Annotated in this window: 14 protein-coding genes; 2 read left to right on the top strand and 12 right to left on the bottom strand. The window is 37.8% G+C overall.

Going from position 1 to position 14,864, the window contains the following annotated elements; translation table 11 throughout:
* The 10 genes from WA256_RS10355 to WA256_RS10310 all read right to left on the bottom strand — a co-directional run bounded on the left by WA256_RS10355 (position 1) and on the right by WA256_RS10310 (position 11,694).
* Positions 1-858, bottom strand: coding sequence for an OmpA family protein (locus tag WA256_RS10355; RefSeq protein WP_054561489.1), 858 nt, complete (start codon positions 856-858; stop codon positions 1-3).
* An 8-nt stretch (positions 859-866) separates the two neighbouring features.
* Entirely contained in the window at positions 867-1,187 is a 321-nt protein-coding gene (locus tag WA256_RS10350; protein ID WP_054561490.1) for an STAS domain-containing protein, read from the bottom strand.
* Positions 1,188-1,367: 180 nt separating this feature from the next.
* Complete coding sequence (locus WA256_RS10345) at positions 1,368-3,179, bottom strand: sugar transferase (RefSeq protein WP_335991061.1); 1,812 nt, start codon at positions 3,177-3,179, stop codon at positions 1,368-1,370.
* Positions 3,180-3,188: 9 nt separating this feature from the next.
* Positions 3,189-4,268, bottom strand: a complete 1,080-nt coding sequence (locus WA256_RS10340; RefSeq protein WP_062564403.1) for a glycosyltransferase — start codon at positions 4,266-4,268, stop codon at positions 3,189-3,191.
* Positions 4,265-5,740, bottom strand: coding sequence for a GumC family protein (locus WA256_RS10335; protein WP_335991059.1), 1,476 nt, complete (start codon positions 5,738-5,740; stop codon positions 4,265-4,267). Before WA256_RS10335 ends, WA256_RS10340 begins: the two co-directional genes overlap by 4 nt.
* 169 nt (positions 5,741-5,909) lie before the next feature.
* Positions 5,910-7,067, bottom strand: a complete 1,158-nt coding sequence (locus WA256_RS10330) for a glycosyltransferase (RefSeq protein WP_335991057.1) — start codon at positions 7,065-7,067, stop codon at positions 5,910-5,912.
* Entirely contained in the window at positions 7,064-7,774 is a 711-nt protein-coding gene (locus tag WA256_RS10325) for an acyltransferase (protein WP_335991055.1), read from the bottom strand. The genes WA256_RS10330 and WA256_RS10325 overlap by 4 nt, the downstream gene beginning before the upstream one ends.
* Positions 7,767-9,131 carry an O-antigen ligase family protein gene (locus WA256_RS10320; protein WP_335991054.1) on the bottom strand — a complete coding sequence of 455 codons (1,365 nt, stop codon included), beginning with the start codon at positions 9,129-9,131 and terminating at the stop codon, positions 7,767-7,769. Before WA256_RS10320 ends, WA256_RS10325 begins: the two co-directional genes overlap by 8 nt.
* Positions 9,115-10,533, bottom strand: coding sequence for a lipopolysaccharide biosynthesis protein (locus WA256_RS10315; protein WP_335991052.1), 1,419 nt, complete (start codon positions 10,531-10,533; stop codon positions 9,115-9,117). Before WA256_RS10315 ends, WA256_RS10320 begins: the two co-directional genes overlap by 17 nt.
* Before the next feature lie 9 nt (positions 10,534-10,542).
* Positions 10,543-11,694, bottom strand: coding sequence for a glycosyltransferase (locus WA256_RS10310; protein ID WP_335991049.1), 1,152 nt, complete (start codon positions 11,692-11,694; stop codon positions 10,543-10,545).
* 220 nt (positions 11,695-11,914) lie between these two features.
* Between WA256_RS10310 and WA256_RS10305 the strand changes: the two genes are divergently transcribed.
* Positions 11,915-12,832 (top strand): glycosyltransferase family 2 protein, encoded by a 918-nt coding sequence (locus WA256_RS10305; RefSeq protein ID WP_335991047.1) that lies wholly within the window; start codon positions 11,915-11,917, stop codon positions 12,830-12,832.
* A complete protein-coding gene (locus WA256_RS10300) occupies positions 12,829-13,233 on the top strand; it encodes a response regulator (RefSeq protein WP_253108742.1) in 405 nt (134 codons plus the stop codon). Before WA256_RS10305 ends, WA256_RS10300 begins: the two co-directional genes overlap by 4 nt.
* On the opposite strand, the gene WA256_RS10295 is transcribed toward WA256_RS10300, so the two are convergent.
* Together WA256_RS10295 and WA256_RS10290 are read right to left on the bottom strand one after the other, a co-directional pair.
* Complete coding sequence (locus tag WA256_RS10295) at positions 13,206-14,120, bottom strand: endonuclease/exonuclease/phosphatase family protein (protein WP_335991043.1); 915 nt, start codon at positions 14,118-14,120, stop codon at positions 13,206-13,208. The genes WA256_RS10300 and WA256_RS10295 overlap by 28 nt on opposite strands.
* Positions 14,121-14,427: 307 nt before the next feature.
* Positions 14,428-14,862, bottom strand: coding sequence for an acyl-CoA thioesterase (locus WA256_RS10290; protein ID WP_054561502.1), 435 nt, complete (start codon positions 14,860-14,862; stop codon positions 14,428-14,430).
* Positions 14,863-14,864: the final 2 nt, after the last annotated feature.

Genomic DNA, 14,864 nt, shown 5'->3' with positions numbered 1-14,864 from the left:
TTATTGCTCCTTAGGACCATTTAAGATTTTGGTCCAGCTGGATAATGCATGTTTTTGTTTAGTGGCTTTATCGTCACTCATGTCGATAATAATTGCCTCTACTCGTCTATCTGAATGACGTTTTGAGCGTGAGTCAGGTTCGTCGCTGTACGGTGTTAAACTTCCTTGCGTTAAGGTTGTTATTGTCGCAGGGTTTACACCATAAATACCTAGCCAGTGTTTTACTGTTTCGGCACGCTTAAGTGCTAACTCATAGTTGTTTTGTTGCTGACCACTAATGTCAGCATGACCAACAAGCAGTAAGTTAACTTCATCAACTTGTTTAATTAAGTCAGCCGCTTGTGCTAAACGTGTGATGTATTTAGGAGTAACCTGAAAATCATTCAGCGAGAACTGGTTATCACTATTTAAAAGCTCAGTGATCTGGTCTTTAAGTGATGCTGTCATGTTTTTTTCAGTATCAGTAACGCCTGCACATTGGCTCATCGCATTAACAGTTTCAAAGTGCTTCGCAAGCTGATTTAAACCGTGATAGTGAATAAGTAAATCATGCTCAGCATCAGACCACATTTGCGCTGCTATTAGACGTCTTATACGGTTTTCGTATATTTGTGCTTTTAGCAGTTGTGCTGGCATACATTGCTGTATACCTTGAGCTTTTAATAAATCTAACTTTAAAACATGATGTTCAAATTCGCTTAGCACCACGGTTTCTTGTGTGTCGTAAATCATCTCGTGTTGTTCATCAGTAAGCGGATAATTTTGATATTTTTCAGCCCAGCCTCCTTGCCCCTCATCAGGCCAAGAAGCACATCCACCAAGCGTTAGCAAAATGATTGTAAATAGTATGTGCTTCATAAATCACCTCACGCGATATCAGCTTGTTCGATAAATGGAATCGTCTTATCAACTCTTAATAGACTCATTAGTTTGTGTGGTTGCCCAGACACATTAAGCAGTGATAATTTTTGCCCTTTTTTCTCGATGCGTTTGTATAGGAACACCATGGCACCAATGCCAGATGAATCAATAAACGTAGTAGAGCTAAAATCGAGTACCACACTTTGCTGTTTGCCATGTGCAACTTCTTCAAACTGATCTTTAAAGCCATCGACGGCTAGACCAGAAAAGTCACTAGGTAGTGAAATTAGTTTGGTATCGTTAGAAAATGATGTGTTGTTAGCCATGATCTTCACCTTAGTTAAATTGGTTAGTCATAGTAACTAGTACAACTAAAATGCCAGTTTATAAGATGTTGAAATTTAAAGGCTAAATAATGGGGTGATGCATAATGCAATTAACTTTTTGCTGTTAATTTGCATTATGCAACGTGATTTGCTTAATTCATTTTGCAAAATTGAGGTGGTTTACTGCCCTTTACCAGTAAAAACGACCTGTAATGTTTTAATCACAATTGAAAACTCAAGCTTCGCCCAAGCACGCGGTGATGACATACTCAGTGAATAGGCGTAATCCCAGCCAATTTTACTGCGTGCATCGTCTATAGTTTCATCGTAGCCGTTCATCACTTGAGCAAGACCAGAAATACCTGGTTTAACACCGTAAGTACGTTGGCAAAAATAAGGGATGTCTTTTTCTAATTTACCATAAAACACAGGGCGCTCTGGTCTTGGACCAATTAGCGACATCTCGCCTTTAAGCACATTAATTAATTGCGGAAGTTCGTCAATTCGTGTTTTACGCATAAAGCGCCCTACTGCCGTTATTCTTGGGTCATCTTTACTGGCCCACACAGCACCAGAGCGTGACTCAGCATCAACCACCATAGAGCGAAACTTATAAACATAAAATAATTCAACGAAGTCATCTGAGCTTTCACCCACTCTAAGTTGCTTAAATATGATAGGACCTTTAGATGTAAGCTTTATAGCCAGCGCTGCAATTAAACAAACAGGCCAAACTAGACTTAACGCAAATAAGGCACCTGCAATATCTAAGCTTCGTTTGATGACTTTAATAACAGACTTGGTTTGTGCTTTACTCGCAGATTTTACACGTTGCCAAGGAGTGTCAAAGTAACCTTGTTCATAACGAATGATCCCCCAAAGTGCTAAAAAGTAGCTGTTTAAGATGTAATTAACTTTATCGACGATAGGAATACGTTTTTTAAAGGCGAATATAGTTTTAACCGCTTGCACTGTATGAAGCGATAAAATGCCTGTAGCAATAAATTGTGACCATACAGATTGCGTGACGATAGCCTCTATAAATACACAAGCATAAATACAGGCTAAAATAATTGGCATAACCCCACGTAATACTTTGTGCGAGAAAAAGTTCATACAAGTCCACCCTAAACGCGGATTAAGTAATAAAAGCAGCGCTTTTATTTGTTGCCAATTACCGGCACCTAATCTTACTCGGCGTTTATAATCTTCACTTTGCTCATCGCATTCGCGCTCGTAAATGACAACGTCTTCATCAACAACAGCTTTCCCGCCTTTGCTTAAAGCTTTCATTGATAGCACGAAGTCGTCGTTAATTGTGTTTTTGTCTAATTCATTTGCATACTCTGCGCGCATGGCAAACATAGCTCCTGGTACGCCAATCACAGCGCCAAGGTTCGACTCTGATTTTTTCACTTGGTTTTGGTACTGCCAGTAGGCTTTTTGCGCATCTGGTGCATTTTCATCTAAGGTGTAAACACCTGTAGAAATTGCCACTTGCGGATCTCTAAATTGCTTAGCTACTTTGTTTAATGCATCAATGCTCAATAAAGCACTAACATCAGTGAACAGTAAAATATCATTGTGATATTTCGCCATCCCCATCAAGGTATTTAACCCTTGTACTTTCCCTTGGTTTTCATCACGATGGTGAAAATAGCACTGCACGCCTTGCTTATGTAATACCTGCTGTGCTTTAAGAGCTTGTTGATAGCTTTTATCGGTGCAACCATCAAAATAAACATGAATAGAATAATGGTGAGTGTCATATACTAGTGATGCTAGGTTATAAAGCTTTTCTGCAATATGCTGTTGTTCATTGTAAGCACACATCAAAACAGCAATATTCGGTGTGTAGTTGTTATCAAAAACGGTTTGCTTGCTTGGTTTTTGCTTTTTGCCTGCAACACACTTTAGTAATAATGGGTAGCCAATATGATGATATGCAGCAATACACATTAAAATGATAAATAATGTAGTAAAAATAGTCATGGTTGGCTCCTACACTGCTAATGCAGAATATAAATTGTCGTATTTACTACTCATGGTTCTTGCATCAGCGACTGCAATTGCATGATGACGAATGCAAAGACCATGTGGCAGTTTACATGCTCTCAAAATAGCCGGTGCAAGCTTGTTAAACTCGTTCAACGATACAAGCTCACCTTCGTTATCGGTGACAACTTCATGAATTCCACCTACATCAGACGCTACAACTGGAATACCACATGCCATGGCTTCAATAATCGATAATGGCAAACCTTCACGCTGTGAATACAAACACATCACGTCGATACTCGAATAAAAGGCTCGCATATCGTGAACGTTGCCTAAAAAGTGCACACGCTCGTTAAGCCCTAAATTACGTACCAAATTCATTAAAATGACTTTTTGATCGCCATCTCCAGCAAACACCATATGGTAATCTTCAGGTAAGTAATGCAATGCATGAATAAGATCTTTGTGTCCTTTTCCTGCAATTAACCTTGCAGCACAGCCAACTAGCTTAACTTTGTGGGGTAAATTGAGCTGATTTCTGGCGGTTGATTGATTAATTGCGACAAAATTATCACAATCTATACCATTTAAAATGGTGCGCTCAGGAATGATTGCTGTTTTAGCTCTAAATTCATCGGCAACAATTCGTGCATCTGCGACCCAATAAATATTCGTTAATGAGTTAAGTAACTTAGTGAAAGTACATTGTTTAACGTTATTTAAATACCAGGCATCATGAATTGTTGATATATGACGAACCGTATCACCGGTCAACGCACAAGCAAGGCCTGCATAAATAACAGGGCCAACATGATGACTGTGAATAATATCGATATCATGCTCTTTTATTAATGCCTTTATCTTTGCGATAACAGAAATACTCACGCCTGGTTTTTTGTTTAAACAAATAACTCGATGGCTATATTGTTCAAGCTCTGGCCATTGCTCAAACGCAGATTGTCTGTCTCCTTCAAGAGAAACAATTATACTCGAGCTACTAAATTGACTGTTTTTGAGTAAAGTAATTGCCATTTTTTCTAGGCCACCTACTTGTAGGTGTTGAACTAAGTGCATGACATTCATGATTTATCTCCTTCAATATTACCGAAGTTAGTTTCGGCATTGACGATAGGAAGTACTGTTACCACCTCTGCGCTGGTAAGTTTTTCGATGGTTTTAATATCTTTTAAGTGACTATCACAAAGTGCAGCAACAAATACGCTTGCACTACCTGTGAAAATCCCAAGCACAATGCCAACGATAACGGTCATCAGCATTGAGGTATTGATAGGTTGTGTTGGGCTATAAGCTCGCTCGATAGTTTTAACTTTGTCAGGTCCTTCGTATTTAACTAATTTGCCCGTAACTTTGGCCATTTCGTAACGGCTCAGCATGTCTTTATAAAGTGACTGTTTAACATCGTAATCACGCTCTAGTTTACGTAATTGTTTTTCTACATCACTGGTTACTAACAGACGTTCACTGACAAGCTGCACTTGCTCTTCGAGCATTGCAAATTCTTGTTCTTGCTGAAGTAAATTATTACGGGCCTCTTCAAGCGCAAGAAGTTGTGAAACTAAAACGCTGCTCTCTTTACCATCACCAGACGGAAGCGTATTAACCATTTGCCATAACTGATCAAGATCCGTTGTGTCTAGCTCTTCACTAGATTCTAACAGCGCCTGTTGGCGACTTTTTAAGTTTGCCAGTGTGCGTTTTTTCTCGATAATCTTGCTATGTTTATCGGTATAGCGTGTTCTCAAAAGACTTAACTCTGATTCAGTACGAATTATCTTTTCTTCTAATTTGCCTAAAATTGGATTGGCTTGCCCTACTTTACTCACTAAGGCATTCAGTTTTGCTTTAGCCCCTGAAAGAGCAATTAGCTTTTGTTGTTTTTCACTTAGTAAGCTGTCGAAGGTTTGGCGATTGCTATGTAATACATCGGGTAAGGTATTACTGTTTTTGGTTTTAAAATCAGCCAGTGCTTCTTCAGATAATTCAAGTTCTTCGCGTAAACTATCGAGCTGTTTAAAGAAAAACTGCTCAGAAGTATCAAGTGACGCCTTTGTAGGCGCTAATAAACGTTCAATAAATTTTTCGACAACCTTTTCAAGCACTGGCTTCATTTGTGATTGGTCATGCCAAATAAAGTTTATGCGGACCAGCTCATCACCAATTAAAGAAAGTGATAACGCTTTAGATAGTTTTTGATGAATTTCTTCAACTTGTTTTGGAGTAGCATCTTCAGCTATTAATTGGGTTTCTTTTGCTACTGCAATAAGTACCTTACGGCTGATAACTAAGGTACGCAGTGCTGCCATACGATCAGAAAGTTGAAACGAAAAAGACAGATCATCTAAGTAAGGATTAAGTAGTGCAGACTCTTCGATTAAGATGGTTGCGTGATTGGTATATTGTTTTTGCGCAGATAAACCAAGTGCAATGACGACGATTGGCACAATGCAAAACGGAATAATAAAGAGCTTAATACGCGTGTAAAGCGCATAAAGCCCTAAATAAATTAACCGTTTGATCTGCTCTTTAACTAACATACTTTACCTTTTGCTTTGCATTTTGCGAAATTGCTCGGTTTTAATTTGCAAATTGATAAAAACAACCGAGATTTCTATAGATAGTTAGTTAATTGCAGTTAGTGAGCCAAAATGAAAAAAGCCGCATCTTGTAGCGATACAAGATGCGGCTTTGGGTTGAAAGATTTATTTAGCAAAACCTAAGTTGTTTACAGACTAACTTGGCTTTTGCTTGCCAGCTATGATCCTTTGCTTGCTGAGATTGGTTTGCTCGCCAATTCAAGTTGTTTGATTTACTTAGGCTTACAGCATAGTCTAATCGCTGAATAAAGCCTTGGTGGTTGTCTGCTATTAATATGGTCTCTTGGTATGGATTAACCGCAGCAAAGCGTGTTGTCACAATAGGTGTGCCTGTGGCTATGTATTCTTTTAATTTAAGTGGATCACAGGCTCTGATCTGCTCATTATCAACAAATGGCAATATAGATACCTGCCAATGCTGAGAAAATGAAGCTAAACGATCATGCTCTACAGCCGGTATATGGGATACATTGTCTAACTTAAGTAGCTCAGAGAAGTCTTCGACAAGGTGGCCTATCAATACTAATTGATACTCAGGCCTTTCTTTAGCTAGCTTCAACAATAAGGCTTTATCAAGCCAAGCATTCAAGGAACCATAAAAACCAATAATAGGTTTGCTTATTTGCTTCAGTTCAACGGCTTTTGTGGTTTGCGCGGTAAAGAGCTCTAAATCGACACCATGAGAAAGCATTTTAACTTTAGATTTCGGCATTTTGTTGGCAAGAAACTCACTCACAACATAAATGGTGTCTGCTTTGGCAATAAGGTCACTTTCAAAAGGCGCGACCATTTTATGATCAACACCCGCAAGTGCCGAGAAGTCATCTCCGCAGTAATAAATGACTTTATCCTGCTCTCGCGGTGAAATTAAACTAATTGCCGTAGGCACACTAAGCCAATAAACAATTGGCTCATCATCTATGAAACCTTTTCGATTAAAAATCCATTTATTAAATAGCCTTACTATAACGCTATCGTGCCAAGGTAAAACCGCTAATGTGTGTGCTGTTAAATTAATGTTCTGGCTAGTATTCGTTGTTTTAGCATTTGGCCTATTGCGCTTAGATGAAAAAAGGGTGCGCTTTGATAAAAAAAGACTTTTTAATTTATTAAAAACTCGTTTCAAATCAATCAAGCGAAATGTTGGTTTTCGCATACCAATCGAGTTAATCCAAATAACCTGATGTTGTTTTGCTAGTTGTTTAAATAGGTGCTGTGTACTACTTGGGTGACTTTGCCAGTCTTCGCCGAATACAATAAATTTCATAGCGTCCCCTCCAGCTGTTTAACAATTTTTGCTGGATTGCCAGCAACAATAGTATTTGCTGGCACATCTTTAGTAACTACAGCGCTTGCAGCAACTATAGCACCCTCGCCTATTGTTACACCTGCAAGCACAGTTGCGCCGGTGCCTATCCAAGCGCCTTGTTTGATAATGATATCACCAACTTGGCATTCATCATCAGGCTCACCTAGAGCACGTCTTTCAGAGTTTAAAGGGTGACCAGGAAAACCAGCTAAAAATACCCGACCTGCAAGGCGAACATCATCTTCTAAAACAATTTTTCGACCAACAGAAAACGCATTCTGCCAACCAATATCAACATTACTGCCAATTATAAGTTTGGGTGTGTAATTACCATGACTACGCCCACAAAAAGTACTGATGCCACTAATTCGTGTGTTGTCATTACAGCTAATTTCAAGTTTTCCTAAAATTTGCGGCATGCCAGAATACAGGTATAAATTTGCTTTTGAGCCCTTGATTTGGCTTTTAAATAGTGGTGTGTAATAAAAAATGCGCCCTAGCTCATTCACTACTTTTTTAACCAATAAATGCAATTTATATATAAATGAATGAATACCTGGGATAACCCACATTTGCGGATTGCGAATCGATTTCGCAAATTGAAAAAGTGATTTTGCGAATGGGCTGTCGCTTGATTTAAGCCATTGTTTAATATTTTCACTCATGTGAGGTCTCCCTTTGTTTATCGATTACAAGCTTTTCTAAGGCAATAGTTAAAGCAAGAATGATATATATAGGCCATGTAAATGCCTGAGTTAAAAAGGTGCCTGACACCATAAAGCCAATTAGGCCGCCCTTTAGCGCTTTCGCATTTACATCAATTTGTTTGTCATTAATCTGTTTATTCATTAAGAAAACACGGTTCAAGGAGCGATAAATACAGGCAATCACGAGCACAAAAATGCATATTCCTACGATGCCTGTTTCACCTAATACCTGAAACCACGTACTGTGTACTGCATGATTCTTGCCATCCCAATGTGGGCTATAAAAATAGTAATTAACGACAAAGTTATTAACCCCAACCCCAGTTAATGGATTATGTATTGCCATATTGATTGCAGCTTGCCAAGCGTAGATACGACCCATTGCAGATTCATCAACACCGCCTTCATGGGAGCCGCCACTTTGCCTATCTGCAATACCTGCAAAAGCAACCATGGCTAACATGCCCACGGCACCAATACAGCCGACCACTACAGGATTTTTAACTTTCTGGTAAATAAAGAAACTAAGTACAGCAGCAATGCCAAGTAAGCCTCCTCGGCTTTGTGTTGCAATAACACCGCTGATTGCGATAACTAAGCAAATAAATGCAATGATGCGTCTAAATTTATGGGCACTTGAATCAAATACTTCAGCAGCTAAAAAAGAAACGGGAAACATCATTACAAGTGATAAATCGTTAGGATCACCAAGTTGTGAGCGAAGTTCTCGCGAAATAGTGACGCGAGTTCCTTCTACTAGGCCGATGCCATTCATTTTGTTACTTAGGGCAACTAAGGCAATGGCGGCACCTGAGATCATGATGCCAATTCTAACCACATTAAAATGCTTTAATGTGCTCATCCACCACGAGATTGCAAATACCATAATGAGTACTTTTGTTAGTACACCTGACCAGTACTCCATCGCTAAACCCCGATTTGAGGCACTAAAAACGCAAACAGTCAGCCAAATAAACCAAACAAAAAATATCAGATGATTAGTATGCCAATGTGGCTTTAATTTTTGTGAGATAAATAGATGCCAAGCTATTCCCAATAGCGACGCAAGCGCGAGTAACTTAGGAATTTTAAAAGGCATTAAAAAAGGAAAAGCTTCGTGTAATCTAAAGTAGCTAAATAAAATAAACAAAATTATAAAAGCCACACTTACCTTTACTGCAGTGAAAGCGGCAAAAGGTAATAGCAGCAATGCAAAAACTGCTATCGGGCCCAAAATGGCATAGGTAACAACCACAAGTAAGGTTACTAAAATGCCATTAATGAATAACTGATTTTGTTTATAGTAATTGAGCATGGTGATGCTCCTTCATTAAGCTTTTTATTACTTGCTTAATTAATGCTCTATATTGATAAGCCAAACCAACAATATAGATAAAACATACGATCCATTTAGCCAAACTAAGTTCGATAAACTGTAAAGTGATCACTGTTATAGAGCCCAATGCTAACCAGCTTGGTACTAATGCTCCAAAGTTTAGCTTTAGAGGCTCGAAATACTGACTAACTGAGTAAAGGCAAACTAATTTAAAACTTTGCATAATGATTAGCGCCAAAATAGCGCCTTCAACACCAAGTTTTGGCACTAAAAAGTACAGCAGACTAAGACCTAAAAGTGCTGTAAAGAAGTTTATAATTGATACAAACACACCATTCTTATGCATGTAGCAACCAATATTGAAAATATCGCTGTGATGGCGTATGGCAACAACAATAATTAATAAAATCAGCCAGCTATCTTTGCCATGGTATTCAGCAGGAAGTACTGAGTTTAATACGATTGGTGCCAGTAAACTCATCAAAACACACATAGCTAAGCCTGCATTTAATGAGGTTATTGCATAATTTTGATATTGCTTTTTATCTTGCTTAATTAAGCTAAAGCGTTTGGCGAACCACCAAAGCCTAATGGGCTCAAATGTGAACGAAGTTATAATGGCAAATTGCGCTGCAACGTAATAACTCGCTAAAACACTCTCGTCAAATTCAGCAACGATAAACCAGTTTTCTGCCCCATTACCGGCATAAACAAATAAACCTGATGCGATAATTGAAGTTAAGAATACAGTCTGTGATTTTTTTATTCTCCAGCTAAAGCGAGAATAACTCACTTTAAGTGCACTTCGCATATCACTTAAGGTTAAACACATAATAATGAACGTGCAGACAACACCTGAAACCATTACACCGGTTACATTAAAACCAAGAACTAACAAAGTGATTGTTAAACAAGTTTGTATGACAGCATGCGCAATACTATAAAAACAATACTTTTGCGCGTGACCAAATAACCTGTAGTAGGTGTACGGGATAGCAAGTACCGAGGCAAAAGTTAAATTTAAAATAAGTAACCTAAAATCAATCACCTTTATTTGCGCAGGTAAGGTTGCAATAATTTGCTCGCTAAATATAAAGCTACAGCCTAAAAAGATCGCACTAAAACAGATTGTTAATACCAGAGAGTCTCTAAATAACGCCATTTTTTCACGAAAAGATGGGTACTGTTGTTTTAGTAGTAGCTCAGGTAAACCAAGAGAAACCACTAAAGAGCATAGCGCCGACATGGTCACCAAAAAGTTCAGCTCACCAAACTCGCTCTTTTCTAAAAAGCGAGTTGTAATTGGTAAAAGTAAAAAGCCAAACCCTTTTACTGCAAAAATAGCTAAAGCAAAGTAACCAATTTGTTTTAAGTTACTCATAAAACCTCCCTATAAAGATTCAACCCATTTGGAAAGTTGCTGAGCTTGCTTAACTGCGTTGTAATGCTCGTTAACATGTTGCTTAGCATTTTGACCAAGTAGATAACGCTTATGTGGAGATAATTGGTGAAATTTATAAAGCATTTTGCTGAGTCCTGAGATACTACCTGGCATACATTTCATACCAACACTTGGGGTTACAATTTCGTTTGCTCCCATTAAGGTGGTAGTGAGAACAGGAAGGCCACAAGCCATGGCTTCTTTTAAAACTAACGGGCCTGTATCACGATCGCCATTTTCTGCGACACAAAAAGGGGCGATAAGCGCAGAATAATAAATTAGGTTTGAGCTAACCCAGTCATGAGGTTTTTCACCTAGAAAGCGAATAGATTTACGAATACCAAGCTCTTCAGCCATATACATTAAATCGTTCAGCATTGGCCCGTCCCCCACTATATCAAGGGTTATGCCAAACTCTTTTGGAATATGCTTAAGTGCCGGTAATAGGAATTGCAGCCCTTTCTTTTCAACTAGACGGCCGATAAAAATTAAACGCACAGATTCATTTAGGGACGATGGTACAAACTTAAATTGGCTAGTATCGATACCGCAATGCAACAATTTAACATTGCTCTTTGAAAAGCGCTTAAATTGCATAGCCATTTCTTCACAAACTGCTATTGAAAAATCACAAAGAGCTAATTTGGGTTTTAAGTCTGCGTTGTTTACGTAAACATCATGGCCATGACCAATAGAAGATACGGTAATGTCTGCAAGTTTTGCCGCAACGATACCGTACGCAAGAGGCCCATGCATAAAATGGCAATGTAAATGATCTATCTTTGCAGCTTTTATATAACGTGCAATTTGATAACCATAAGCAAGCAAGGATTGTGTTGAAATTGATTTAAATTGAGCTGCAGTATGCGTTGCCCTTGCTAACTTATAAATGTTAAACATAGAAGGTAAGATCAATCTAAAAGCAGGTTTAGTGATTTTTTTAACTTCAATGGCACTGGTTAAATTAATCATCACACTGGTTTTTTCAAATGTAAGAACTGTCACCTTATGCCCTGCATTGAGAAGAGCTTTAATTTCCGTTACAACAAATGTTTCAGATGCAATTGGAAAGCTTGGGACCAAAATAGCAATGTGCTTCATAAAAACGCTCCTATAAAAACTGTTATAAGAGCTATGGCAAGTTCCATACCCGGCTATTAAACCTTTAAATTCCCGAAATGAGATTAAATTTTGCTGGAGATTTGCAAAATGCAACGCACAAAGAGAAAAGGCTGAGTAATTTCACAGAAAATACAGATTTAAAGCTGGCGTCTAAATTGCGTATCCTTTACTACGTGAAGAAATGCTTTTGGAGCATATTATGAACAGCCAAGTCAGTATTATCATTCCTAACTACAACTGTTTGCAGTATCTAGATACCTGTATTGACAGCATTTACCAGCAAAAAAATGTGCAATTCGAGATAATTATTGTTGATGATGGCTCTACAGATGGTAGTAAAGAATACCTTGAGCAACTTGCTGCTGACAAAAGTGAGGTACGCATCTTTAGCCAACAAAGAAAAGGCGTTGTCGCTGCTCGTAACCTTGCAATTACACAAGCAAAGTCAGAGTACTTAGCTTTTTTAGATGCCGATGATTATTGGTCAGCCGATAAGCTTGCAGCTCAGTTTGCATTTCATAAAAAACACCCAGACTGTGTGTTAAGTTTTACTGACTACATGCATTTTAATGAAAATAACGAAGATATAATTGGCTGTTTTGATTACTGGCCAGAATTTAAATGCAATAAAGAAAACACAGACTTCCAATTTCTAGATAATCCAATAAGCCAAATGATCACCACCAACATTGTTGGCACTTCGTCAGTCATGGTTAAACGCTCAACCATTGTTGATGTGGGTGGTTTTGACAATAAGTTAAGTAGCGCTACCGATTTAGATTGCTGGTTAAAAATAGCTAAAAAAGGTTATGTTGGTTATTCAACGCTATGTGCAATGCACTATCTAATGCGTGCTAACTCTATAACATCAAATAGAGAAAATAGACTAGCGGCCATGGTTGAAATTATTAATCGTAACCAATCTGTTGTATCAAACAATGAACTTAAAAAAATCAAAGCACGTTTAAGTGAATGTTATGGCGAGTTCTACCGTGAACTTGGTCAGTATTCAAAGGCACTTATGTATTCGAACAAAGCCTTTTGGCTATTCCCTCATAAACGAAATTTTAAACATATGCTCTATGACTTGAAGCACTTATTTGGAGCACATTCATGAGAAAAAACATTGTAATCATCGATGATGATGAAGCAATTTTACGTTCGCTAAAACGATTATTAGGTACTAATAACCATGTGATTTGTTTCAGCGATCCTCTATCGGCTATTGAGTATGCGAAACAGAACCCAATTAGTTTAGTCATTTGTGATCTGTTAATGCCTGCAATCAGTGGTTTTGCTGTTTTAGAGGATATTAAACTGCTGCAACCAAACTGCTCTCGCCTTTTGATTACCGGCTATGCAGAGCTAGAAGCTTCTAAAAGTGCGCTTAACGATAATATTGCTAATATGATTACTGCAAAACCTTGGGATAATTTTGAGCTAACTATGCTGGTTGATATATTAATTGAAAATAGTCACCTTAAATTTAATCAATGCGTAGAAAATGTGAGTTCATAGTGCAGCAGTTTGTGGTCGCTGCCGTTTACTGAGTTAACACCAATATTAGATAAAGAAACATCTTCACTCACTAAACAATGATCTATTGGTAAACCCAAAAGTTTTAAATCACTTAGCTGGTTTTTCAAAGACCAAGACGTATAAAAACCTGCGTGATTAAAACAACTGCTTTTATTATTTATAAAGAACCGTGACCAAGGTACTGTATTAAAATCACCAGCAACTAACCAACTGCCCTTTAACTTTTTAATTTCTGAAGCGACTTCTCTTAAGACTAAGTTTCTCTGACTCCACAAATTTTGAGTTCTAGGTGATGGAGGATGTAAAAACACACTATTTAACATAACGTTATTGTGTAAAAAACTAAGCTTTACATAGCCAAGCTTAGGATTATCAAAGCGTTTAATTTGCCTTTGTACGATTGGAAGTTTTGATAGAACAATAATGCCAAATGGCGCCCCTTCAACTTCAGCATAACCAAATAAATGATATTTCGAGTTTAGCTCATCAAGCACATGCCGCTGCGTATCATTAAACTCAAACAGTACTAAGATATCATTTTGCGCATTTATAAATTGGCTAGTGATGATATTTGCTAAGTTAGGGTTACTATATTGCAAATTTACCTGGGCGACTTTGATATCTGTGTTTTGAATCGCTTCAGATGATGAGTAAGGTTTAAAATGAAATATTACTAAGCAAATACTTAGAGCAATTAAACTCAAAGATAGTTTTTTGTTCCACCACAACAAAAAAAATGCAGGTAAAAAACTAAATACAATTAGCAACCCTCGCAAAGAGGCCGCCAAATCAAAAAAGTAACTATCAAATTGATTAAAAGCTAACACTAATATAGCTATATAACTGAATAAAAATAGTAAACGCATCGCACTCCCCCTCTGATAATTTATAGCCGCATATTTTGTACCTTGCTGAGATATACTTAAAACAAATATAGTATGATGTGTTCTTCTTATGTATTAAATTAAGCACCCGAAGGTACTTAATTTATTTAGAACTTACTGTAATACCAATTCGCTTAATTAAGTGGTCTATTTTGAGGCAATAAAACCTCGTTGATAGCAAGGCAAAAATTTCGTTATTTAGTTGTTCTAAATCAGAAATTTTTAACGCAGGTAGCAACAGGTTTAATCCCTCAAAATAATTAAGTATTATTGCGGATTGGTATAGGTCTTATTCAAATCCGTTGATCATTTTGTCGCACACTACCGGAGTTGGTCTGTGGTTATCATCAACAGCAACAAACGTAAAGCTACCAGAAATAGCTAAGTGTTTATCGTCTTTGTGCATTGTTTCTAAAAAGATTTCAACATCTACCTTAAGGCTAGTGTTACCTACGTGTACAACTTTAGAAATAAGCTCTGCAAATGTACCAGCCGGAATGGCTTCTTTAAAATCTACACGGTCAGACGAAATCGTTACAAGTGGCTTACGGCAAAAACGTGTAGCAGCAATAAACGCTACTTCATCCATCCATGCCAACGCGTCACCGCCAAACAAAGTATTGTGGTGGTTGGTACGGCCAGGAAAAACTGTTTTTGTTACCGACGTTGTTGAGTCAGCAATACGCTTTGCAATAATAGCGTCACGATCGATTTGTTGTGTCATAG

Origin of the sequence: Pseudoalteromonas sp. CH_XMU1449-3 (genome assembly GCF_037027245.1) — a bacterium.
Lineage (GTDB): Bacteria > Pseudomonadota > Gammaproteobacteria > Enterobacterales > Alteromonadaceae > Pseudoalteromonas > Pseudoalteromonas shioyasakiensis.
Note: the sequence above shows the minus strand (reverse complement) of the source record. Positions and strands in the feature narration are given on the sequence as shown.

What these genes read in the sequence shown, in the direction of transcription:
- WA256_RS10355 (WP_054561489.1), bottom strand. Translation starts at nt 858, where the DNA reads ATGAAGCACATACTATTTACAATCATTTTGCTAACGCTTGGTGGATGT.
- WA256_RS10350 (WP_054561490.1), bottom strand. Translation starts at nt 1,187, where the DNA reads ATGGCTAACAACACATCATTTTCTAACGATACCAAACTAATTTCACTA.
- WA256_RS10345 (WP_335991061.1), bottom strand. Translation starts at nt 3,179, where the DNA reads ATGACTATTTTTACTACATTATTTATCATTTTAATGTGTATTGCTGCA.
- WA256_RS10340 (WP_062564403.1), bottom strand. Translation starts at nt 4,268, where the DNA reads ATGAATGTCATGCACTTAGTTCAACACCTACAAGTAGGTGGCCTAGAA.
- WA256_RS10335 (WP_335991059.1), bottom strand. Translation starts at nt 5,740, where the DNA reads ATGTTAGTTAAAGAGCAGATCAAACGGTTAATTTATTTAGGGCTTTAT.
- WA256_RS10330 (WP_335991057.1), bottom strand. Translation starts at nt 7,067, where the DNA reads ATGAAATTTATTGTATTCGGCGAAGACTGGCAAAGTCACCCAAGTAGT.
- WA256_RS10325 (WP_335991055.1), bottom strand. Translation starts at nt 7,774, where the DNA reads ATGAGTGAAAATATTAAACAATGGCTTAAATCAAGCGACAGCCCATTC.
- WA256_RS10320 (WP_335991054.1), bottom strand. Translation starts at nt 9,131, where the DNA reads ATGCTCAATTACTATAAACAAAATCAGTTATTCATTAATGGCATTTTA.
- WA256_RS10315 (WP_335991052.1), bottom strand. Translation starts at nt 10,533, where the DNA reads ATGAGTAACTTAAAACAAATTGGTTACTTTGCTTTAGCTATTTTTGCA.
- WA256_RS10310 (WP_335991049.1), bottom strand. Translation starts at nt 11,694, where the DNA reads ATGAAGCACATTGCTATTTTGGTCCCAAGCTTTCCAATTGCATCTGAA.
- WA256_RS10305 (WP_335991047.1), top strand. Translation starts at nt 11,915, where the DNA reads ATGAACAGCCAAGTCAGTATTATCATTCCTAACTACAACTGTTTGCAG.
- WA256_RS10300 (WP_253108742.1), top strand. Translation starts at nt 12,829, where the DNA reads ATGAGAAAAAACATTGTAATCATCGATGATGATGAAGCAATTTTACGT.
- WA256_RS10295 (WP_335991043.1), bottom strand. Translation starts at nt 14,120, where the DNA reads ATGCGTTTACTATTTTTATTCAGTTATATAGCTATATTAGTGTTAGCT.
- WA256_RS10290 (WP_054561502.1), bottom strand. Translation starts at nt 14,862, where the DNA reads ATGACACAACAAATCGATCGTGACGCTATTATTGCAAAGCGTATTGCT.